We start from the raw sequence: 22,474 nt of genomic DNA on the forward strand, positions 1-22,474 counted from the left end.
TAATGAAGAACATGAGTGCAGGAGTGGATAAAGTGATTGTGAACCAAATCAAGTTGGAAGCTCGCCGTGACAAGTTATCTTGCTCGGACCATTGGCAATGGTGGGATTGGGTTGCACCTGACACCGATAGCATGAACGATGCTTTGGAGGAGCTGACAGAGGCGTTTCCGGATATGCGATATTGGCTTTATAAAATTCCGGAAGTCGAATCGAATTATTTGTCCGTCCGTTTCGTGAATGGTAAAGAACCAGTCATATTTGGTTCATTGTTGTATGCGATCAAGAATGAGAGAGATGACAAAAGAAAAGATAATCAGATGTTCTTTTATGTCGATCGTAATAACCTGGTTACCTTGAATATGGATGACAATACACGAGGTATTATGAAGACGGATGAACGTGCCCATATGTTACAGCAATGTAGTGAGGCCAGGGACGGGATGTTTGTACTTTTTCGAGCTATACTGCATTACTACCATGTGGGAATGGATCATTTTGAGATGAACCTGCGTGATCTGGAACGGAAGATGGAATCTCGCAATGCCCGCACCTTGATGGACCAGATTCTCGCCGCTCGATTTGAATTATTGTATTGGAGTAATCTGTTCATCCCTTACTCGGAACTGATGGCTGCTTCACATGAGGCTTACCTTGATGAAATAAATGAAAATCGATATTTCCAGCAGCTCCAACATCGAGTAGAGCGAATGGAACGTTTGTTTAGTCACTACGAGAAAGAGATCGATACGTTAATCTCCATTGATAATGCAATCTCCGGTGTACGTGGCAATGAGATCATGAAGACGCTGACCATTGTCACTGCTGTGTTCATACCTGCCACGGCAGCTGGCGCAATATGGGGGATGAACTTTGAGAACCTGCCCTTTATCGACAAATCATGGGGAGTTGTACTGGTCCTTGTTGTCATTATCTTAAGCATGATCAGCATGTATGTATGGCTGATGATGAAAGGCTGGACAGGAGATCTGCTCAAAGTGAAATCCTCACAGCCTTCAGCTGAAGAGACAGAGAAAAAAGGAGCTACGGAAAAACGTAAGGGATAGCCTACTATTGGTTAGTCCTCTTAGTTTTTGTAATCTTCAATATAACCAAGCAAGTCAGCGATATATTGGCCCACAATCGGCATATTCACGAATTGGCTGAGAATGAATGCCAGCAAACCGAGAACAACAAAGGTACCCACAGTCAGCCCGAGACCTCGTGCCATGCCCGCTGTGAAATTGGTAATAATCCGCTTTTTGGGACTGCTATAATTCTCAATAATATCCTTGATCTGTGCTCTCTCCAGACTGTCCGCAATCTGGTCCAAACGGGTGTTCAATCGCTTTACCTCATGACGTAATTCAAAAGGATGCTCGCTTGTATCATACTGCTGTGTCGGTGTTGCTCCCTTAATTGGAGTATTACCGTTGATTGTAACTTTACTCATAGTATTCGTCCTCCTCAACTCTCATTGGATAAAAAATAGCCAGCTGGAGTGCAGCTGGCTATTGGTCACTCGATCTGTATCGCCTTACAGGCTAGTCGAGTTAAGTTCTTTACGTGCATCTTCCTTCGCTTCAACGGAAGCGGCAGCCACTTCATCAGATGCACGGGATGCTTCGTTAGCCACATCAGCGGACGCTTTTCTCACAGAGTCCATTACATCATTGCGGCCTTGATTTACCGTTTTTGCAATATCGGAAGTTTTGGAAGAGACCGTTTTAGCCAGTTCAGTGGCTTTGTCACTTACAACAGTTGCCACTTCTTTGGTGCGGTCAGTAACGATGCCCACTTTCTCGGAAAGGTCACCACGCAATTCACGTCCTGGTTTAGGCGCAAAGAGTAGTGCTGCTGCAGCTCCCAGCAAACCCCCGATGAAAATACCTTTTGCGAAAGTTGAACCCGTCTGTACAGGATATTGCTCTTCTGCTTTATTCATGTCTAATCACTCCTTCTTCAATTTAAGAAACAAATACGAAACAACGAACACCTTGTTGCCCGAATCAGGCAGCCTGTCTTAGCAGTCTGGACACAAGCCCCAGCAAGAAAACAAAGAGCGCTGTACCAATGATGGCAGGGATGATGGCAAAGTTACCGATAACTGGTCCCCAGTTACCAAGCAAAAGTGCTCCCAGCCAGGCTCCGGCAAATCCTGCAATCATTGCACCGATTATGCCTCCAGGCATGTTGTGACCGGCAAGTGCATCTCCGATCAAACCGATGATGACAGCCATCACAATGCTGATAATGATGCCCCACATAACAACCGCCTCCTTTAAACTTGATGTAGGATGTTGTCTGTTCGCGTTTGCTTACTTCGTATATAAACCCCGTGCAACCCTGTGAAACAATAAAGATGAGGATGAATGAACTGGAAATCAGAGGAATTCATTCTTTAGCGGTTTTGTTTAATGCCCTTAACCATGCAGAAGATCCATGCCAATCCAGCAGTAAATCCAGTAAATACATCCGTAGGATAATGAACGCCCAGCATGATTCGGCTGAGGCCAATCAAGAAAATAAAACTGATACCACATAGAACAGGAAGCCACACACCGGAAGAGTTATGTCGCTGTCGTTCAATGGCCCAGATTACAAAGAGCATACCGTAGAAGCCCATGGAGATCATGGCATGTCCGCTGGGAAAGCTGTACCCGTGAACGACCAACAGATGATCCAGTTCAGGTCTGCTTCGTCTGAAAAATTCCTTCAATAACGTGTTTAGAATCCACATCATGGCAAAACTTCCCGTGAGCGCATATCCATATATAACAAACCTTGGACTACGTTGTATGATGAAAAGAAGAGCAAAACCTCCTGCAGCCACAGCAGAGATTTTGAATGAGCCCAGTGCGGTTATGAATGCAGTGTAAGGGAATAGATGAAGACGTGAATCTGAATTCAGATAAAATAATTGCTGAATTTGATCATCCAGACGAATAATAACATCAGCACCCAACCAGGCACCCAGACCTGCCAGGATGAATACAACCGAAGCGCTGAGGGCCAGACCAATCAAACCCCAGTTGAGGAGTGGACGTAATAACGTGCCGGGAGTTGAACTGAATGAGGCTGGTGAATACGTTTTGCGCGGCATAATGAGTTTCTCCTTCAGTTATTGTAGTAGATGAACATAGATGATAAAGCTATACCCGAAATGCCTGTCGAAAAAACTGTAAAAACGTCGCTTTTGTACTATACTATTTAAGATATCCCATGCGGCGTCGTGACGCAAAGCAGAGATGAAATCGGGAGCACAAAGGAGAGAACTCGCATGGAGAGTGCCTTGTTAATTAAAGAATACCGTGCAGGCGTTATGGAATGCGCCCATTACGGACACATAAGTATTACGGATGAGTATGGCCGAATCGTATACTCGGCTGGCGATCCTCATTTTAGAGCATTCACTCGCTCATCTGCCAAACCTTTTCAAGCCATTCCAGGTATTCGGGCAGGAATTGCCAGTCACTATGGTCTGTCAGCACAGGAGATTGCCATTATGTCCTCTTCGCATCGTTCGGAACCGGAACACATTCGGGTGCTGGAGCAGTTATCCGGTAAAATTGGATTGGGAGAAGAATGCCTGATCTGTGCACCAAGTTATCCGCTTAATGAAGAAAGCCGTAATCAATGGTTACGTGGACAGGGAGAGAAACGGCGCATCTTGCACAACTGCTCCGGAAAACATCTGGGGATTCTGGGGTACAGTCAGATGAAGCAGGTTGATCTGGGTAGTTACGCTGAACCGGATCATCCGGTACAACGAGAAATTCTTGAAACCTTTGCCGACCTGGCAGGTATTGAAGAAAAAGAGATTGAGCTTGGGACGGATGGCTGCGGCTTTCCGGTATTTTCTTTGCCGTTGTCGGCATTGTCGAACGCTTATCTGAAGCTCGCTTGTCCGGATCTTATCGCTGATCCTTCCACAAGAACAGCTGTAGAAACCATAACATCAGCTATGAATGAACATCCGTTGATGGTGGGTGGCACGGAGCGTGTAGATTCAGTGCTGCTGGAAGACGATAACATTGTAGCGAAGGGTGGATTCAAGGGGGTATTCGGTTTTGGTCTGAAAAAAGAAAGACTGGGAATCACCTTCAAGGTGCTTGATGGTTCCGAGGAAGAGTGGGCCTTCATCACCCAATCCATACTGAAACAGATTGGTTATTCCAATGAGAGAACCATTGCACGATTGGCTGAAGTGTTCCCTTCGGACATCCGAAATGATGCGGGTACCCTTGTAGGTCATGCAGATAGTGAGTTCATTCTCCACTCACTTGAAGATAGCGTATAACCTTAAGAAGGGGCGTGATTAGAGTTGCCGGACCCCGGGTAAAGATGACATACCAACTGGTATTCATCTATACAATTCATATACACGCATGGACTGCCGCGGTGATGTGGCAGCTCTAAACCCTTGGAGGTGGATGAACATGATTAAAGTGGTGACATCGGAAGAAAGGCACACGTCGGATCGAGGTTGGATACACAGTGAATTCAGCTTTTCCTTTGCTGATTATGATGATCCAAGCAACGCCCATTTTGGCTGTCTGTTGGCTCATAATGAAAACACGCTGATGCCGCAAGAAGGCTTTAAGAAACATCCACATCATGATCTTGAACTTGTCAGTTATGTCATTTCGGGTACACTCAAACATACGGATAGTATGGGAACAGAACAATTGCTAGAACCGGGTACGGTCCAGGTGATGAGTGCGGGGACGGGAGTGGAACACTCCGAGACCAATCCGTCAGCGGATGAACCGGTACGTTTCCTCCAGATGTGGTTTTTGCCATCGGAGCGTATGCTGAAACCTTCCTATACGAATCGGAGAATAGAACCGCAGGAGCATTTGAATCGTCTATGTCCGATTGTATCCGGGCAAGGGGGCGAGGGAAGCGAAGGCGCATTGCCTATTTCCCAGGATGTAACCTGTTACCTTTCCCATTTGGAGTCCGGGAAAAAGTTGATGTACCCGCAACACGAAGATCGACGGACACATCTTTTCCTGATCAGTGGGCATGTAGAGATTCATTGTTCGGATGGTAACTTCAACCTCAAGCCGGGCGATGCCGCACGAATTCGCAAAAGCTGTGATCTGCAAATCACGAGCACAGACAGTGAACCTGCCGAATTTGTTTTGGTTGACCTGCCTTAAGGATGGGATGTATTCCGTTAAGGATAGTCTGGAAATATAAATATGTGAAAAAGGACCTGTTCCCACGGTGATGTGGAAACAGGTCCTTTTTAGGCTTGCTTTTGAATAGGACTTCATATAGAAGTCACAAATGATCAAAAGCAACACTTTGCTAAGATTTACGAAGATTACCCAGTTCCGAAGCGACAGCTTCCACTTCAGAGATACTGAGATGTTCCTTGCTCAAAATCATTTCATACAGGTCAAACAGATCTTCATATTTCTCAAGTGGGAATGAAGAAGCTTGCATGGCGGCACCGCTTGCCATACGAAGTTTGGTTTTGATCGCTTCAATCATATATTCCATATTGGCTGCTGTTGCTTGTGTTAAATCCATCGTTAAGTTCATCCCTTCCGTATCGGAAACTCTTGTTATTGTATCATGATTGGAAGCGCTCAGGCTAATGCTTTTGCGAGGAAACCAAGCATCGGTTACAATGATGGATACAACAACAGGATTTCATGGAAACCTGAGTGTACTGGAGGGAATACAGCTTGGCAGCGTATAAGCGAGAAATGGTTCGCCATCAAGGAAGGGAAGTCCGTAAAGGCGTGCCTGCAGAGAATTTGATCTTATTTTTCAAAAACATCGTTCAACTTCATTCTCCAGCTGAAATCACGTTTGTCTGCATCGGTACTGATCGTTCCACCGGGGATGCTCTGGGTCCACTGACAGGAAGTTTACTGCAAGAGAGCGGAATGGAGAACGTTATTGGCACGCTGTCTTCCCCTTGTGATGCAGATACGCTGGAAAAGAAATTGGCACTTATTCCTGCACACCATGCCATCATAGCGATTGATGCATGTCTGGGTCCAAAGCAGGCGGTAGGTACATACTATCTCTCGAATAACCCACTCATTCCGGCCCAATCGGTCGGAGGCAAGCTACCTCCTGTTGGACAATACAGTGTAGCAGCTGTGGTTAATGCGAATGGACCAAGGCCCTATTCCATTTTGCAGATGACCTCGCTTCACCTGGTCATGGGGATGTCCCGAACGATTGCAGACGCCGCAATTGAAGCAGGGAAATGGAGACAAACGTTTCATTCATGATATGTAGGCTTAATAATATACAACCTGAATTATTTAATTCGCGCAGAGAGAGGGATTCATATGGAAAAAGTGATGTGTGATGGAACGACGATTTGTTATGCCGAACAAGGTAAGGGAGAAGCACTCATTTTGCTCCACGGATACTGTGGCAGTTCATCGTATTGGGATGAGGTCGTACCTGAACTGGCACGCAGCTATCGCTGTATCGTCCCCGATCTGCGTGGACACGGAAAAACAGATGCACCTGTAGGAAGTTATACCATCGAACAGATGGGCAACGATGTATTACAGTTGATGGATGAGTTGAATGTGGAAAAAGCGGTCCTTCTGGGACACTCGATGGGGGGATACATTACGCTCTCGATTGCACAGCGTCACCCGGAGCGTTTGAATGCATTTGGTCTTATTCATTCGACAGCCTATCCGGACAGTGAAGAAGCCAAGGAAAAACGCCTTCGTGCTGTATCCACCATTCAGACCGAAGGTATCGTGAATTTTGTAGATGGACTGGTTCCCGGACTTTTTGCACCGGAACATGTGGAATCGCTATCTACGCATGTAACACGTGTGAAGGAAATTGGTTACCAGACTGCTCCTCAAGGTGCTGTTGGTGCTGCACTTGCTATGCGAGAACGTCCGGATCGCCGCGATGTGCTGTCCGCTACACCTCTACCTGTATTGCTGGTAGCGGGAGAGAAGGATGCTGTTATCCCGCCAGAACGCACATTTACAAGTGACAAGCCACATATCGTGCAAGCCGTTATCGCGGGTGCGGGTCATATGAGCATGTATGAAGCTCCTGAAGAGTTAATTCAGGTCATTAAGCAATTTATGGCTGGATTATCGAAGTAATTGATGAAGTGATTTATGATGATTTCAACCGAGCCCCTGCCACGTCCCTTTGGGATAGGCAGGGGCTTAGTGTGTTCATGGCCAGAGTACAGACGCGTGCATCATGTTTTTGGCTTTTTGTCATGGCATGAATTAAAATAAATATAAAGGAACGATATTAGGGCGATTGGATGTATAGGGTCGAATGATGAGGGGGCATACAGCATGTTCAGAAAAGATTATCTGCTCCGCATGATGGAGGAAATGACTGAAGCAATTGGCAAAGTGTTCACGCTCAAACAGCAACGTAAACACACCGAGGCATTGTCTGAACTGGATGAGCTGATGCGCAGGCAGTTTGGGTTGAACTTATCGCTACTGAACTCATTGCCAGCCGAGGATGTTATTGAAATGTTCCGTTTTCGCGGAATGATTGAGGTAGACAATCTGCAGCAAGCCGCGAGGCTGATTGAAGAAGAAGCTTATATTTATCAAGAGAAGGCCAAAGTGGAAGGCATCGATGATCAGGAGAGAATGGACGCAGAGGATGAGGCTGTCATTCGATTGATGAGATCACTTCATTTTTACCTGTATGCATTGAATCATGGTGCTAATCCCCAGTTATTGAATGCACCGGAACGGGTGGAGGGTGTATTGGGGCTTACGAAAGAATATGAACTTCCTGCCCGGACTGAAAGACAGCTTGCCCTCTATCGTGAACAACAAGGACGTTACGACCAGGCAGAGAACAGTTGGTACAGACTGCTCCAGCTTGGTGTTGAATTCCCGGTGAGCTACCGAGATGATGTACAGGCGTTCTATGAAAGGTTGAGCCAACTCACGGATGAACAGCTGGAGCATGGCGGTCTGCCACGGAACGAAGTTGAAGAGGGGTTAGCCGAACTAAGTCGTCAAGAGATGAGCTCCTAAATATGGATAGGATTAAGTCCTGTTACATGCCCTTACTTGGAGAGGGAACGTAATTGTGGTATGGTAACGGTTGACCAAACCAAACCGAAAGTGAGATGTACCCCGTGGATTCATTGCGAAAGCTTATACAAGACATCTTTGAACAGAATTCGCTGATTACAGCGACCTGGAGCCAGCTGCGCAGACGGGACAATGTCTCGTATACCAAAGTGCAAGTCAAGCCGGTGACACTGAAGAATCAGCTGCATTATCAATTTGCATTTCATTATAACAACAAAGTGCTGCACGAGAATTTGACTCCGGCTGAAGCGGCTGAGCGCATGACTTTGTTATGCGAAGAGACGTTTCGTCAAGGCCTGCTCTGTACGACCGAGGCAGACTATCAAATTTTGATCAGCAAAAAATATAAAGTATCCATTCTGACCAAATCTGCTTCCAAAACTGCAGTGGATCTGTCGCATAATCGCAAGAAGCAATATGTATTGGAAGAGGGAGTACCCGTCTCGTTCCTCGTTGAACTTGGTATTATGAACGAAGAAGGTCGTGTGCTGGCCCGCAAGTATGACAAGTTCAGACAGATCAACCGTTTCCTCGAAATGGTGCAGGATGTCATTCCGCATCTGCCGGAAGGACGTCCATTGACCATCGTTGACTTTGGTTGTGGGAAGTCTTATCTGACATTTGCGTTATATCATTATCTGTCTGTACAACAACGGCGTTCACTCAAGATTATTGGGTTGGACTTGAAGGCAGATGTAATTGAACACTGTAATGATCTGGCTAATCGATTGCATTATGGCGATCTGAAGTTTCTGGTTGGAGACATCGCGGACTACGATGAATTGAATGAAGTGGATATGGTTGTCACGCTGCATGCCTGTGATACAGCTACCGATGCTGCTTTGGAGAAGGCAGTTCGTTGGGGAGCTTCTGTTATTTTGTCTGTTCCTTGCTGTCAGCATGAACTGTTTGATCAAGTAGAGGCCTCCGTGATGAATCCGTTGTTGTCCCATGGCATCCTCAAGGAACGTTTTTCTGCACTGGCTACGGATGGGATTCGTGCCAAGTTGCTTGATCTGATGGGATACAAAACACAATTGCTTGAATTCATCGATATGGAGAATACGCCTAAAAACATATTGATTCGTGCTGTTCGCGGTCAGGCTGGCGAAGTGACGGAGATGTGGAATGAATACACGGCTTTCCGTGATTTCATTCATGCCGATCCATATTTGGAGCGGGCTTGTGCCGATTTGCTTCCTGGCGATGGCAAGCAGGCCAACGGGAAATCAAAATCGAGCAAAGAAACCGTTCAAGATTCCGCAAATTGCGACCTTTGCTGAGTGTGCCAACGCCTATACAGGGACATACTACAGTTAGGGTCTCTGAATGTAAACTTCAATAGAGTGCACATGCTTCGTAGCAAGCAACATCATAACTGTCAGATGTATATCAGGCAGAAGGACCCGTTATCGGGATCTTCTGTCTTTTTGTTATGCATATGGAGCGGTGGAAGGAAGGAGGGGGTACAAGGATGAAGAATAGGACAATGGATAAGGGAGTTGTAAGGTATAGACGAGGGTATGCGGCGAATGAGGAAATGATTGATCAGGTGTTTGACGGGTCTCGCCATACAGAGGGTACAGAATATATAGATAACAGGGACTTATGTAATGGGGGCAAGAGGGACGGTAGAGACAGTAAGGGCAGTAGAGACAGTACATATAATAGGGAAGATACATACAACAAAGATGATACGTATAAAAAAGATGACAAAAATATTCCAAATGGAGCTATTCAGACCGATGCGTCAGGGAGTTTTTCTCAAAGTTTGAAGTGTAAACGTTATTCAGGATCGGAGTGGACTGTTGGGTTGGGCATACTCTCCATTGTCTTGCTGCTTGCAGGATGTCTGAGTGGGGGACTGTATTATTCGGCCGATCTGTACCCTGTCCTTTTGATCGCAGCAGGAAGCATATTGATCCTATTTTTTCTTTTCCTTGTAGGTATTTGTCCACAGAAGGCGAGTGAACGAATACCCATGTCATTGGTACAGGGTCAGTGGAACATTGAACAAATCATTGAAAAAATATTTCGATTTCCGGGAATGTTGCGGGTATTGTGGCCGCTGGGGATGATGACCTGTTTTGGTCTACATGCATGGGCAGGCTCGGTGAGTAAACAGGGCAGCATGGATGAGATGCTGCGATGGAGCCTGCTTGCGATGTTTACTCTGCTCACTGCAATACTGGCTGCGCGCACGGATGGTGCGCGATGGTTAGCCTGCGGTTGGCAGATGGCAGGCGGCTTGCTTGTGCTCAGCGGCATCTTTGCCGTGTGCGGGATATTGCCGCTGCCCTTCGGGGTGATGCGGACTGCTGACCCCGAGATCAGCTCCGCCGGAGCAAGGCTCGGCGGATTATTGCAGTACCCGAATGCGTACGGTGCCATTGTTGGCATGTACGCATTGGAGCGGCTGACAGCCGCCGCGCGAGTCATAGCCCGGCCTGTGCCGGCCGGGCGACTCATCGCGGCAGTGCTGCCGCTCATGCCCGCGCAAGCCGCGCTCCTGCTGAGCGAGTCGCGCGGCGCTTGGCTGGCGACCGGCTGCGCCGTGGTCGCCGCCTTTGCTTTGCAGCGGCGCGGTGCCCGCCTGCCGCTGCTGCTGGCCATGGCCGCGCCACTGGCGTGCGCGGCCTGGCTGTACCGCCAGCTGGCTGCTGCTCAGCTGGCGCCTGCACCCGTGCCCGGCCTGCTGGCACTGGCCGGGGCATGGGCAGCTGCGCTGCTCGGCACGCTGCTGCTGTGCCGTCTATGGCACAGCGGCGCCGCCAAGGCTCCGCGCGCCGCTGCTTTGACGGCCATCGTGCTAGCGGGAGCCGCCGCCGCACTGATGGCCGTGGCCTCCACCGCCGATCGCCTCGCGGCGGGTGTCGGCACTGGGGTGTCCCGCCTACAGATGTGGCGGGACGCCCTCCAGCTGTGGACCGAGGCCGCATGGCTTGGCCACGGGGGAGACACATGGCGCAACATGTTCCGCGCCATTCAATCCTCGCCTTATGTTGGAGGCGAGGTCCACAACGGCTTGCTCGATCTTGCCCTGGACACGGGCTTGATCGGCATCGTGCTTGTCGCAGGGTGGTTTCTCCTCACCCTGCGAAGCATCTTTTATTTTGCACCACAGCTCTTTCCATCCGTGCTTGTTTTTGGCCTGCATGGGGCGATGGACTTTGACTGGAGCTTTACATTATTTTGGATGCTTTTCATCTGGCTTGGTGCTTGGGCAACTGCATTGAAGACGGAAACAGAGGGGGTCCAGCGATCCGAAGGAATTGCGGACTACACTCCCTCCAGATTCAAACTGAGATCTAAATCCAGATCTCTTTTCTTGCGATATTTACCAACCCAATCCCGTCCAGCTACTGTCCCGATGCGTTCCTTCTTTCATATTCTTCAGCGAGTAACTGCTCGGCTAATAAGGGTATCCACAGTGATGATCATCCTTTTATGGCTTGGTGGAACAGTCTGGCTGACCTCCCGATATGCCGTAGCAGAAGTGCAGTACCGTCAGGCGATGTCTGAACTGGATGGCACTCCAGCACAGAAGGTGCATCTTATGGCTGCTTTTCAATCGAATCCGAATCGATCGGATATCGTGATATCTCTTGCGCGAACGCTCACGGGACGAGAAGCAGAATCACTCCTTTTGAATAGCCTGTCCCATTCCACAATGGACCCTCAGATTTACATTGAACTGGGACGATTGGCAGCCCAATCCGGCGAAGGACAGCAGGCTGGAGTATATTTTAAACAAGCGATTGCATTGAATCGGTATGATGCCATTGGCCAATCCGAGGCTTTGTATTGGATGGAGCAGGCAGCGAGGCGGGAATGGAAGGCAGGATTCACGGATCGAGCCCGACAGACTGCCGCCGCTGGTGTCCAGATGTATGAACGATATCAACTGTTGGCTGAGGAAGTGGAAGCAGGAAACGTTCGCAATGATCGTCGTTTTGTACTGGAAGAACATGCTCCAGGCTATGGAGAGAACCTGCGCAGGCTTGCTTCAGCTTCTTCTCCTCCGTTTACTTCAGAGTTGACCAAGCGGAGCCCTTGAATCACTGCTGGATTTTGACGTTTATCCAAGTTATATGATGATGGATGTCAGCGTCTAAAAAGTCTGGGAGTCCAAGCTGGCTGCTCCTTGGCGGAGAGGATGCGATTTTCTAAGGAACACAGGACGTCTTATTTGGCCTTTAGCTTCTCTTTTTAAATTGTAAGGAACATCAGACATGTTATTTCCAGAAATTCCCTAACAAAAGCCCTATAAAAGTCCAAATTTCCGATATAACGTGCCTCAGATTCCTTAGATTTCTAAGAGTGCTTCAAATCCTTGAATAAGACGCCTCAAATTCATTACCGCTCATGGGCTTGGGCTTGAGTATGGCCTTGAGTAATGAGCATGAAAATATAATTCCAGCTTATGTTCATACTCCCAGCTTATATTCAAGCCCACCTGGAGGTCGGCTCCATGCTCTGCTCCAACCGCAAGGGGTCGCCCTCGAATCCCACCTAGAGTGAAGCTTTACATCGGGAAGAGAAAATCGCATTTTTGTTGTCTCTATCGCTTACTCGTACGTGAAGGACACATTAACATCATCACACGTTAAGGACACAGTGCCCTTGACTGTTCCTAACATGTTCAGATTCGCTTTAGCTTTGCTGCGTCTTTCAGTAGGTTTGAAGACACACCTACCTGCCTCATTTTTGCATTCCTACAGACGATAACCGCCAAATGCGTGCTGAAACGCATCTTTTAATGGTTCAACATCTACTTCCCACATCGCGGCGATCTCTGCACTGACATCCGTGTTCCACCACTCACATAATTTCTTGCGGTTGTCGCGATTCTCCCCAATCCAGAGCAGATTTGTGATCACCTTACCGTAATAATATTCTTCTGCCTGCTTCATCCGTTCGGGAGAGACATATACTTTTAGCCTTTTGGCTGTCCGGTACAATTCCTTGCTGCATGCTCTTCGAATTCCTCTGGCGGAAGGAAGGTTTTGACCGGATTGCGTATGTTTGACCGGCGGAGAACCGGGTATTGACTTGTGTGACATCTTCTCACGCTCCTCTCCCCATACCATATGCGGACTGCTGCGAACGGGACACTATCCCAACCTCGTGAAGTAGCAACGTCCACAGCCCTGTGATAAAATAGGGACGAACATCCATGGTGCGGAGGGGCACCGCCAATCAGGATGGAGAAAGAGGGTTGAGATGGACTTTATTCATAACCTTGTTGGCCAATTGTTCGATTGGATTCAAAGTCTTGGGTACTTTGGAATCATGCTTGGATTAATGTTGGAAGTTATCCCGAGCGAAATTGTGCTGGCGTATGGAGGTTTTCTCGTTTCACAAGGTAATATCAACTTTTTCGGTGCTATGATTTTTGGTACGGTGGGCGGTGTGATTGCCCAGTTATTTATCTACTGGATTGGCCGTTATGGCGGCAGACCTGTGCTTGAACGCTATGGGAAATACATACTCATCCAGAAAAAACACATCGACCATTCCGAGGAGTGGTTCCGCAAGTATGGTACAGGTGTCATTTTCACGGCGCGTTTTGTTCCGGTGGTAAGACATGCAATCTCCATCCCGGCTGGCATCACGAAAATGCACACAGGCAAATTCATCTTGCTTACTACACTCGCTGTTATACCTTGGACTGCATTGTTTATATATTTAGGGATGATTCTTGGAGACCAATGGAAGCATATTGATGAGAAAGCGGCACCATATGTTATGCCTATTTTGCTTGTCGCTCTCGCCCTTATGATCGTTTATGTACTTATTAAATGGATGAATGCTCGTAAAAAGAAAGGAAGTGTCTAGTCATGGGTAAACCCAACTTGTCTCACAAATTCGGTAAAGGTCTGCCACCGAAGGATTTTATTGAAAGTATGACCAAGAACCAAAGTGAATTTCAGGCCAATTATGATAGCTTTACTTGGTCGAACGAAGAGGATCGTGAGTTTTTTGAGAGTCTGAACCATCGCGATGATCTGCGTGTGTTAATTCTGGCTGCTGACTGGTGCGGGGATGTTGTCCGTAATATTCCGGTTGTGTTCCAGGCGCTTGAAATCTCAGGAATCCCAACTGAAGTTTTGATCATGGAGAACCATCCTGAAGTGATGGATGAGTTCCTGACGATGGGTGGCCGTTCCGTGCCAGTCGTTATTTTTGCAGATACAGGTGGACATGTGTTAGGTCAGTGGGGACCACGTCCGCAGCATGTCCAGGAAGTCATGATTGAATTCAAACGCCTTAATCCAGATCGTGAAGCAGCAGATTATCAAGAAAATTTGGCTGTGGCGCGTCAAGAGATTGGTAAACGTTATGGGGAAGGAACCGAGTCACATGCGGCCATTATCCGTGAGCTGCGTGAACTGATTTCGGGTTACTAAGCCGATATGCTTAATATTCGTACGTTTACACTAGGCCCGCTTCAGACCAATGCTTATCTCCTACAAGGAGATGATCCGGGCAAAGCCGTCATTATCGATCCAGGCATGAATCCAGGGCCGCTGCTTAAGGCGATCCAAGACTTGGAGATTGAAGCCATTCTCCTCACTCATGCTCACTTTGATCATATGGGCGGGGTAGATGAGATCCGTAAATTGAAGGGATGTCCCGTTTATCTTCATGACTTGGAGAGCGACTGGCTTACCACCCCGAAATTAAATGGATCTTTGAATTGGCCGCAGGCGACACCACCGCTTTCGACAGATCCTGCTGAATATGCCATGGACGAAGGGCAGAAGCTGAATCTGATTGGTCATACGTTTAAAGTGTTCCATACACCTGGACATTCACCAGGCAGTGTAAGTTTGCTTTGTGATAACGACCTGTTTGCCGGTGATGTGCTGTTCCGCATGGGTGTGGGCAGAACGGACCTGACAGGAGGGCGTGAACGGGATCTGATTGATTCAATCCAGAACAAGCTTTACACCTTTGCAGATGAAGTTAAAGTATATCCAGGTCATGGTCCAAAAACGACCATTGGTTATGAGAAACAGAACAATCCTTACGTGTCCGCAAGATAATCCGACATGATATGTGAAGAAAGTCTGGACAAGTGACAACTTTTTCATTAGAATAGCAATTAGTTGTTACAAGCGTTAAGGCATCATCTAACTGAAGCATTACCAAGAAACACCCAACCTCGCGAAGCACGCAGACTGTGGTCTATACCCGGTTTGCGTTCTTTTTTTGTTTTCAGCCCCTTTTTATCACAGAATTAGCGCTACATAGAGATGTAAGATGCGCTTCATAACAAGCCAGTTTTAGAGCAATAGCAAGTACAGATTGATTTAGAAAAAAAGAATTTAAGAAAATATTATATAAGTTGAACTAATCATTTACACGATAACGGAGAGGACAGAAAAAACTGAAAAAGCGAAGCTACAAGCTTTCTGCAAGAAAGCTACTTCGAAAGCATACACTTCGCCTAAAAGCTTTCTGAAAGAAAGCTGCATCGGAAGCATAAGCTATCCCCGGATTTTCCCCTTTAAGAAAAGGGAATCAAAAAATCTGGGGATAACAGCGATTGGAAGGTTATTCTGTCATCCTAGTGTCAGTGTAAATAATCTTTAGTTCAACTTATATAGATCATGAGAGTGGGGAATATCAAAGTGGAGAAACCAAGAGTTATTCCGTTGAATCAGCGTGTCGAGCATCCGATCATTGAAGAAAACCGTCGTATATTGGAAAGTGGGAAAAGAGAACCGGGTACTGAGCGAGCTTTAATACATAACCCTAGCGTGGCCAATGAAATGATGAAGTCTCAGCAGAATATATGGACAAGCCGTGTTTTAAGAAACGGAGCCCGCAACCAACCATGGTTCGACAAGCTGCAAGATTACCGGAAACAAGTCTGATTGCCCGGGAAATTGTCGGGTTTTAATTTTTTTTGATTCCATTGAACGTTTCTGCAGAGCCTGTCGTATTAACTCCAGATTGAACGGGAAGCAGGTGATAATCATGATAAAGGCAGCTGAGCTTGAAGAGGTACGCAGAGCAGTATCGGGAGACGATAGCGCACTCGCAGCGTTGTTGCAACGTCACTACACGTTTGTGTATAAGTATCTTGTCAAAGTTACGATGGACGCTAACCTCGCAGAAGAGACGGTGCAGGATACGATGATTCGTTGTATGGAAAATATCCATCGATATGATGGCACGTCTGCCTTTTCATCATGGATGATCACCATTGCGACCCGCATCTATATCGATAAGACAAGACGTAAGAAGAGAGAACAGAACTGGCTTGCTCTCATCCGGGATCAGGCCGTACGTCGATTCCGCTGGCAGCTTGAGACTCGAAATGAAGAATGGACAGATGTCATGGATGCGATGACAAGACTGACACCCGAACATCGTGTTGCAGTGCTACTGAAGCATTATTATGGATACGGGTATGACGAGATCGGGGAAATGCTGGGTATTCCTGCGGGAACGGCGAAGTCACGCACAGCTTATGGTCTCCGTCAGTTAAGAAAGGAGCTGGAATAAGGATGAGCAGATCAGATGATACACAAGAACAAGAAGTTGTAGAACGATTGCAGCAACACATGAAATTGCTGGATGATGCATTTGAGCCGACAAGTATTCCTTCTTTGGGTGCACTTGAAGCCCAAGTCAGGGAACGGAGACAGATTAGACGTCGAGCCAATTGGATCGAGATGATATGTTTCTGGTTGGTTGGATTGCTTGCTATTACGTTCGGGGCATTATTGTTCGTATCTGCTCCAGCTCTATATTTGAGTATCCAGGCTCTTGGTACAGCTGTTGCCGTGATTTTAGTTGTGATCTGGGCAGGATGGCGCCGGAAGGAGGTTCGTCATGAATAAAATGCATTATTCATTGGATGAAATTTCTCCACTATGGCTTATACTGCTTGGCATTTTCCTCCTGGTTCAAGGCACATGGATCTTTCAGGACGCACGCAGACGTGGACGTTTCCCTTGGTTATGGGGATTATGGGGAATCACCGGATTTCCCACGCCGCTTATTATATACTGGTTTGTCGTGATTCGATCACAGCGCAAGCCAGGTGGACGAAATCCGAAATAACATCATTTTAAAAATGGAAAAAAAGATTTTGCACAAATATGTTGTTTAATTCTAGTATTCCTAGACATCGTTATTCTTTTCTAGTAGACTATACAAATAAATATTAATGATAGACTACCAGGAGGTTAGACGATGCTGCGATTAGGAGAGAAGGTTGTCATCGTCGCGGATGCGTTTGAGCAGAATCTTCCTGTGGGGGAATATGGTTTCATCATCGCTTATGACCGGAATCCGGACAATGCGTTCGATTACGTGCTTCGAGTGCCGCAGGTGAACCGGAACTTTTTTGTTCCATCCGGCGACGTCGATCTGGAAGAGGTTCTGCTGAAGCAGGAAGCTGAGCGGGTCGAGCGAGAAGCGTTGATAGATTACGCCCTTGCGACACACAATGAGAAGCTGTTTCATCATTTGATGAACGGAGATTTTCAAGCTGTGGAAGAGGAAGAGGAAACCGCGAACGATGTTATGTCACAGGCGGATTTTATAAAGCAGGTTAATCTGCGTGCATGGATTTAGAATTTTAAGAGTCGGCTGATGCCGGCTCTTTTTTATTTTATAAGTTTGATTTTAGCTTCCCGGAAGCCTGTCAGGTCATTTGCATTGAATTGTCGAACTATCTCACCTATAATGAAAAAAGTTATCTTGAGACTTTAGCCCGTTAAACGAGCGATTCGTTTCAGGTCGTTTCGGGAATCAGAACGAATGAAGGAGGCATCCGCTAATGAGTATTTCGAATAATGACGTTCAGCATGTGGCCAAGCTGGCCCGGCTCAACTTGACTGCTGAAGAAGAACAGACCCTGACAGGTCAGCTGAACGCGATTTTAAAATATGCAGAAAAGCTGAATGAGCTGGATACAGAAGACATCGAACCCACCACTCACGTTCTGCACGTAAGCAATGTTATGCGTGAAGATGAGACCAAAGAAAGCCTGTCGATTGAACAGGTGATGCGCAATGCACCGGAAGAAGAAGACGGGCAGTTTAAAGTGCCTGCTGTAATGGAATAACGGATAACCGGAAGGAGGACAAAAACTGTGAGTTTATTTGAACAATCGTTGCCTGAGTTACATAACAAGCTGCATGCCAAAGAGCTGTCGGTCAGCGATCTGGTGGATCAGGCGTATCAGAACATTGGCGCGCATGATGATAAAGTTAAGGCATATTTGGCACTAGATGAAGAACAAGCACGCGCTCGTGCACGTCAACTGGATGACCGTCTGGTTAGTGGCGAGGAGAAAGGTTTGCTTTTTGGTCTGCCTGTAGGTATTAAGGATAACATCGTTACAAACGGACTGCGCACGACGTGCGGTAGCCAATTCCTTCGTAATTTCGACCCGGTGTATGACGCGACAGTTGTCGAGAAATTGAAAGCTGCGGACACCGTAACTATTGGTAAACTCAACATGGACGAATTTGCCATGGGCGGCTCCAATGAGAATTCAAGTTTCTCCCCTGTACGTAATCCATGGGCACTTGATCGTGTTCCAGGAGGCTCCAGTGGTGGTTCTGCAGCAGCTGTGGCTGCGGGAGAAGCATACTTCACGCTTGGATCAGATACAGGTGGTTCTATCAGACAGCCTGCTTCATATTGCGGTGTTGTTGGATTAAAGCCGACGTACGGACTTGTTTCCCGCTTTGGATTGGTTGCATTTGCATCATCCTTGGATCAGATTGGACCTTTGACGAAAAATGTTGAAGATTCTGCTTATGTATTGCAAGCCATTGCTGGTTATGACGCCAAAGATTCGACATCTGCAAAAGTAGAAATTCCGGATTATTTGAGCGGACTGACAGGTGATGTCAAAGGACTTCGTATTGCTGTTCCGAAGGAATACATCGGTGAAGGCGTCGATCCACAAGTGAAAGAAACGGTTCTGGCTGCATTGAAAGTTCTTGAAGGACTCGGGGCAACATGGGAAGAAGTATCCCTTCCGCATACCGAATATGCGGTGGCTACGTATTACCTGCTGGCATCTTCAGAGGCTTCTTCAAACCTGGCTCGATTTGATGGTGTACGTTATGGCGTGCGTGCAGACAATCCGGACAACTTGCTGGATCTGTATCATCAGTCCCGCAGTCAAGGCTTTGGTCCCGAAGTGAAACGGCGTATCATGCTCGGAACGTATGCACTCAGCTCGGGTTACTATGATGCCTATTATCTGAAAGCACAGAAGGTACGTACATTGATCAAACAGGATTTCGACAATGTATTTGCCAAATATGATGTGATTATCGGACCAACTGCACCAACTACGGCGTTCAAACTGGGTTCACAGGTGGATGATCCACTCACAATGTACTTGAACGATATTCTAACGATTCCAGTCAATCTGGCTGGTGTACCTGCCGTTAGTATTCCATGTGGATTCTCGGATGGATTGCCTGTTGGCCTGCAGATTATCGGTAAAGCTTTTGATGAAACAACCGTATTGCGTGTAGCGCATGCGTTTGAACAAAATACAGAATTCCACAAGCAGCGTCCGCAGCTGTAGACTGCCCGGAACGGAGGAATATAGAAATGTCCGCATCTAAATATGAAACGGTCGTTGGACTTGAAGTCCACGTGGAGTTGCATACCAACTCCAAAATTTTCTGCGGCTGCTCCACAGCTTTTGGAGCTCCGCCGAACACGCATACCTGCCCGGTCTGTCTCGGACATCCGGGCGTACTGCCTGTACTGAATCGTCAGGCCGTAGACTACGCCATGAAGGCAGCGATGGCCCTGAATTGTACGATTGCTGATGTCAGCAAGTTTGACCGTAAAAACTACTTTTACCCCGATTCACCAAAAGCTTATCAGATCTCGCAATTTGATCAACCAATCGGTGAGAACGGCTGGATTGATATTGAAGTGAATGGTGAAACGAAACGAATTGGCATCACACGTCTTCACTTGGAAGAAGATGCAGGGAAGCTTACACATATCGATGGCGGATACGCGTCTTTGGTGGACTTCAACCGTGTGGGTACTCCACTGGTGGAGATTGTATCTGAACCTGAGATTTCTTCTCCGGAAGAGGCACGTGCGTATCTTGAAAAATTGCGCGCGATCATGCAGTACTGTGATGTATCGGACGTGAAGATGGAAGAAGGTTCACTGCGTTGCGACGCCAACATCAGTTTGCGTCCACATGGACAGGAGAAGCTGGGAACAAGAGCTGAGCTGAAAAATATGAACTCCTTCCGTGGTGTTCAGCGTGGTCTCGAATATGAACAATATCGTCAGGCTGAAATTCTGGATGATGGCGGTGAAGTGGTTCAGGAGACGCGTCGTTGGGACGAAGCTCAAGGAAAAACACTGTCGATGCGTGGTAAGGAACAGGCGCATGACTACCGTTATTTCCCGGACCCCGATCTCGTGAAGCTGCATATTGATGCAGCCTGGAAAGAGCGCATCAAGGCTACCATACCTGAGCTCCCAGACGAACGTAAAGCTCGTTACACGGCTGATTACGGATTGCCTAGCTATGATGCAGAGGTTATTACTTCATCCAAGGCTATAGCTGATCTTTTCGAAGATAGCTTGAAATTCACTCAGGATGCCAAATCCGTATCCAACTGGATCATGGGCGACTTGCTGGGTTACCTGAATACGAGCAATCTTGAGGTGACTCAGGTCCCACTGACAGGTCAGGGTTTGGGTGAGATGATCGGGCTGCTGGAGAAGGGCACCATTAACAGCAAAATCGCCAAAACGGTATTCAAGGAAATGCTGGAGAGCGGCAAGCTTCCACAGCAGATCGTTGAAGAGAAGGGTCTTGTGCAGATTAGTGATGAAGGCGCCATTCTTGCCATCGTTGAGCAGGTTGTAGCGAATAACCCTCAATCCGTGGAAGACTATAAAGCTGGTAAACAAAAAGCCATTGGCTTCCTTGTGGGTCAGGTTATGAAAGAAAGTAAAGGCAAGGCGAATCCTGCTTTAGCCAACCAACTGCTTGCAGATGTACTGAACCGCTAATCCTTCCGGTGAGGCCGGACAGAAAGAGGCTCGTCCCTGTGACAGCCTCTTTTTGGTATTGATAGATACAAATGTATTTCGGACGGGGGAACGGATATGAACATTCAACCATTGTCACTGAGTGATCTGGAGATGTTGGGACAGTTATGGAGACTACAACATGTAGCTTATCGATTGGAAGCCGAAATCATCGGATTTCAGGAGATTCCTCCTTTGATGGATACGATGGAGACACTGCGGGATTGTGGAGAGAGCTTTTATGGTTGTATCCATGATGACGGAGATCTTATCGGGGCTGTCGCTGTGGCGGAGGAAGAGGAGAATACACTGACCATCACACGAATGATGGTGCACCCGGATCACTTTCGCAAGGGAATTGCGGCATCTTTGATGACGTATGTGTTGGAACAGCATGCGGATCTTCCGCGTTATATCGTCTCCACAGGAACGCTGAACCAACCCGCAGTCAATCTGTACACCAAATTTGGTTTTAATCCCGTGGAGGTCACACAGATTGCACCTGGAGTGGAATTAACGACTTTTCACAAGAATAAACTTTAATAATATTAACAACTTGAGGAGGAATACCGACTTTGGGCGATCCCTGGTTCATTGATGAGTGGCACATTTTATTACGATTATTGCTGGCTATGCTGCTTGGAGGGCTCGTAGGCCTGGAGCGGGAACGGTCCAATCATGCTGCCGGTTTGCGTACCCATATCCTGGTATGTCTTGGCTCTGCACTGATTATGATGTTGTCTGTTTATGGCTTTAAAGATTTTGCTAATGAATTAAATGTAAGGATCGATCCAGCACGTCTGGCTACTGCTGTAATTACTGGTGTCGGATTCCTGGGAGCAGGGACAATTCTCTTCACGGGTAAATCCATTACCGGACTGACTACAGCTGCTTCAATCTGGGTTGTTGCAGCCATTGGGCTCGCAGCAGGTGCGGGATTCTTTTTTGCCTCTATCGTTTCAACCGTTCTGGTATTGCTTAATCTCTGGGTATTTAACAAATTAGAGCTAAGGTATTTACGAGGGAACAAACTGCATGTTGTTACACTTCATACCTTGTCAGAACCTGGTTTCCTGGAACAGCTGTCTTCATGTATGGAGCAGGAGAAGATCAAAATTCGTAAAATTACCGTGAATGAACAAGACCTGGCTTATGCAGAGATGGTGTCGGTCGAACGTAAAATTGAGATTGTGTTACATGTTCAGGTACCGCATGATTTCCAAACAGTTGGCTTGGTATCCAAGTTAAGACAATGGGAACACGTTACCAAGGTGTCGATCGAATAAATGAATTACAACCCTCCCCAGGCCAGTAGTGCCGGAGGGTTTTTGGTCATATCCATA

The 22,474-nt window shown here is 47.1% G+C and carries 27 protein-coding genes; 21 read left to right on the forward strand and 6 right to left on the reverse strand.

Annotated features, from left to right (window positions below):
- Positions 1-2 precede the first annotated feature (2 nt).
- Positions 3-1,064 carry a magnesium transporter CorA family protein gene (locus BLS69_RS28465; protein ID WP_240768310.1) on the forward strand — a complete coding sequence of 354 codons (1,062 nt, stop codon included), beginning with the start codon at positions 3-5 and terminating at the stop codon, positions 1,062-1,064.
- 20 nt (positions 1,065-1,084) lie between these two features.
- Here BLS69_RS28465 and BLS69_RS28470 read toward each other — a convergent pair whose 3' ends face one another.
- From BLS69_RS28470 to BLS69_RS28485, 4 genes are all read right to left on the reverse strand, one after another.
- Positions 1,085-1,450, reverse strand: coding sequence for a DUF5665 domain-containing protein (locus BLS69_RS28470; protein ID WP_091038566.1), 366 nt, complete (start codon positions 1,448-1,450; stop codon positions 1,085-1,087).
- A gap of 84 nt (positions 1,451-1,534) precedes the next feature.
- On the reverse strand, positions 1,535-1,942 hold the full coding sequence (locus BLS69_RS28475; protein ID WP_076212649.1) for a YtxH domain-containing protein: 408 nt from the start codon (positions 1,940-1,942) through the stop codon (positions 1,535-1,537).
- Positions 1,943-2,006: 64 nt separating this feature from the next.
- Positions 2,007-2,264 carry a GlsB/YeaQ/YmgE family stress response membrane protein gene (locus BLS69_RS28480; protein ID WP_017692278.1) on the reverse strand — a complete coding sequence of 86 codons (258 nt, stop codon included), beginning with the start codon at positions 2,262-2,264 and terminating at the stop codon, positions 2,007-2,009.
- Between the two features lie 134 nt (positions 2,265-2,398).
- Positions 2,399-3,100 (reverse strand): phosphatase PAP2 family protein, encoded by a 702-nt coding sequence (locus tag BLS69_RS28485; RefSeq protein WP_091038568.1) that lies wholly within the window; start codon positions 3,098-3,100, stop codon positions 2,399-2,401.
- Between the two features lie 177 nt (positions 3,101-3,277).
- Here BLS69_RS28485 and BLS69_RS28490 point away from each other — a divergent pair, with 177 nt between their 5' ends.
- Positions 3,278-4,297, forward strand: a complete 1,020-nt coding sequence (locus BLS69_RS28490; protein ID WP_091038570.1) for an asparaginase — start codon at positions 3,278-3,280, stop codon at positions 4,295-4,297.
- Positions 4,298-4,436: 139 nt separating this feature from the next.
- Positions 4,437-5,162, forward strand: a complete 726-nt coding sequence (locus BLS69_RS28495) for a pirin family protein (protein ID WP_036607001.1) — start codon at positions 4,437-4,439, stop codon at positions 5,160-5,162.
- A 151-nt stretch (positions 5,163-5,313) separates the two neighbouring features.
- Here BLS69_RS28495 and BLS69_RS28500 read toward each other — a convergent pair whose 3' ends face one another.
- Complete coding sequence (locus BLS69_RS28500) at positions 5,314-5,538, reverse strand: DUF1128 domain-containing protein (RefSeq protein ID WP_017692283.1); 225 nt, start codon at positions 5,536-5,538, stop codon at positions 5,314-5,316.
- A gap of 158 nt (positions 5,539-5,696) precedes the next feature.
- Here BLS69_RS28500 and yyaC point away from each other — a divergent pair, with 158 nt between their 5' ends.
- The 5 genes from yyaC to BLS69_RS28525 all read left to right on the forward strand — a co-directional run bounded on the left by yyaC (position 5,697) and on the right by BLS69_RS28525 (position 12,132).
- Positions 5,697-6,254 carry a spore protease YyaC gene (yyaC, locus tag BLS69_RS28505; protein WP_091038572.1) on the forward strand — a complete coding sequence of 186 codons (558 nt, stop codon included), beginning with the start codon at positions 5,697-5,699 and terminating at the stop codon, positions 6,252-6,254.
- 60 nt (positions 6,255-6,314) lie between these two features.
- Entirely contained in the window at positions 6,315-7,106 is a 792-nt protein-coding gene (locus BLS69_RS28510) for an alpha/beta fold hydrolase (protein ID WP_091038573.1), read from the forward strand.
- Positions 7,107-7,310: 204 nt separating this feature from the next.
- Positions 7,311-8,015, forward strand: coding sequence for a DUF6483 family protein (locus tag BLS69_RS28515; RefSeq protein ID WP_091038575.1), 705 nt, complete (start codon positions 7,311-7,313; stop codon positions 8,013-8,015).
- Positions 8,016-8,110: 95 nt separating this feature from the next.
- Positions 8,111-9,358 (forward strand): class I SAM-dependent methyltransferase, encoded by a 1,248-nt coding sequence (locus BLS69_RS28520; RefSeq protein WP_051447021.1) that lies wholly within the window; start codon positions 8,111-8,113, stop codon positions 9,356-9,358.
- 191 nt (positions 9,359-9,549) lie between these two features.
- Positions 9,550-12,132: an O-antigen ligase family protein gene (locus BLS69_RS28525; protein ID WP_176873111.1), complete on the forward strand. Its 2,583-nt coding sequence runs from the start codon at positions 9,550-9,552 to the stop codon at positions 12,130-12,132.
- Between the two features lie 658 nt (positions 12,133-12,790).
- On the opposite strand, the gene BLS69_RS28530 is transcribed toward BLS69_RS28525, so the two are convergent.
- Positions 12,791-13,138 carry a dehydrogenase gene (locus BLS69_RS28530; protein ID WP_074096436.1) on the reverse strand — a complete coding sequence of 116 codons (348 nt, stop codon included), beginning with the start codon at positions 13,136-13,138 and terminating at the stop codon, positions 12,791-12,793.
- A gap of 160 nt (positions 13,139-13,298) precedes the next feature.
- On the opposite strand from BLS69_RS28530, the gene BLS69_RS28535 reads away from it, so the two are divergent.
- From BLS69_RS28535 to BLS69_RS28595, 13 genes are all read left to right on the forward strand, one after another.
- On the forward strand, positions 13,299-13,913 hold the full coding sequence (locus BLS69_RS28535) for an undecaprenyl phosphate transporter UptA (protein ID WP_091019353.1): 615 nt from the start codon (positions 13,299-13,301) through the stop codon (positions 13,911-13,913).
- A 2-nt stretch (positions 13,914-13,915) separates the two neighbouring features.
- Positions 13,916-14,485: a thioredoxin family protein gene (locus BLS69_RS28540; protein WP_017692292.1), complete on the forward strand. Its 570-nt coding sequence runs from the start codon at positions 13,916-13,918 to the stop codon at positions 14,483-14,485.
- Between the two features lie 6 nt (positions 14,486-14,491).
- The gene (locus BLS69_RS28545) at positions 14,492-15,124 is read left to right on the forward strand and encodes an MBL fold metallo-hydrolase (protein WP_036607016.1); all 633 of its coding nucleotides are present in this window, start codon (positions 14,492-14,494) and stop codon (positions 15,122-15,124) included.
- 588 nt (positions 15,125-15,712) lie between these two features.
- Positions 15,713-15,958: a hypothetical protein gene (locus BLS69_RS28550; protein WP_091038578.1), complete on the forward strand. Its 246-nt coding sequence runs from the start codon at positions 15,713-15,715 to the stop codon at positions 15,956-15,958.
- A gap of 103 nt (positions 15,959-16,061) precedes the next feature.
- A complete protein-coding gene (gene sigY, locus BLS69_RS28555) occupies positions 16,062-16,592 on the forward strand; it encodes an RNA polymerase sigma factor SigY (protein ID WP_091038580.1) in 531 nt (176 codons plus the stop codon).
- Positions 16,593-16,594: 2 nt separating this feature from the next.
- Positions 16,595-16,930 carry a YxlC family protein gene (locus BLS69_RS28560; protein ID WP_091038582.1) on the forward strand — a complete coding sequence of 112 codons (336 nt, stop codon included), beginning with the start codon at positions 16,595-16,597 and terminating at the stop codon, positions 16,928-16,930.
- Positions 16,923-17,153: a hypothetical protein gene (locus tag BLS69_RS28565; protein ID WP_176873114.1), complete on the forward strand. Its 231-nt coding sequence runs from the start codon at positions 16,923-16,925 to the stop codon at positions 17,151-17,153. The genes BLS69_RS28560 and BLS69_RS28565 overlap by 8 nt, the downstream gene beginning before the upstream one ends.
- Before the next feature lie 132 nt (positions 17,154-17,285).
- The gene (locus BLS69_RS28570) at positions 17,286-17,669 is read left to right on the forward strand and encodes a hypothetical protein (protein ID WP_024631336.1); all 384 of its coding nucleotides are present in this window, start codon (positions 17,286-17,288) and stop codon (positions 17,667-17,669) included.
- Positions 17,670-17,874: 205 nt separating this feature from the next.
- Positions 17,875-18,162, forward strand: a complete 288-nt coding sequence (gene gatC / locus BLS69_RS28575; RefSeq protein WP_036607033.1) for an Asp-tRNA(Asn)/Glu-tRNA(Gln) amidotransferase subunit GatC — start codon at positions 17,875-17,877, stop codon at positions 18,160-18,162.
- A 27-nt stretch (positions 18,163-18,189) separates the two neighbouring features.
- Complete coding sequence (gene gatA / locus BLS69_RS28580; protein ID WP_091038584.1) at positions 18,190-19,647, forward strand: Asp-tRNA(Asn)/Glu-tRNA(Gln) amidotransferase subunit GatA; 1,458 nt, start codon at positions 18,190-18,192, stop codon at positions 19,645-19,647.
- 26 nt (positions 19,648-19,673) lie between these two features.
- A complete protein-coding gene (gatB, locus tag BLS69_RS28585) occupies positions 19,674-21,113 on the forward strand; it encodes an Asp-tRNA(Asn)/Glu-tRNA(Gln) amidotransferase subunit GatB (RefSeq protein ID WP_062836483.1) in 1,440 nt (479 codons plus the stop codon).
- A gap of 96 nt (positions 21,114-21,209) precedes the next feature.
- Positions 21,210-21,674 (forward strand): GNAT family N-acetyltransferase, encoded by a 465-nt coding sequence (locus BLS69_RS28590; RefSeq protein ID WP_091038586.1) that lies wholly within the window; start codon positions 21,210-21,212, stop codon positions 21,672-21,674.
- Between the two features lie 32 nt (positions 21,675-21,706).
- Positions 21,707-22,417 (forward strand): MgtC/SapB family protein, encoded by a 711-nt coding sequence (locus tag BLS69_RS28595; RefSeq protein WP_017692302.1) that lies wholly within the window; start codon positions 21,707-21,709, stop codon positions 22,415-22,417.
- Positions 22,418-22,474 lie beyond the last annotated feature (57 nt).

The organism is Paenibacillus sp. CF095 (assembly GCF_900101225.1).
Classification (GTDB): domain Bacteria; phylum Bacillota; class Bacilli; order Paenibacillales; family Paenibacillaceae; genus Paenibacillus.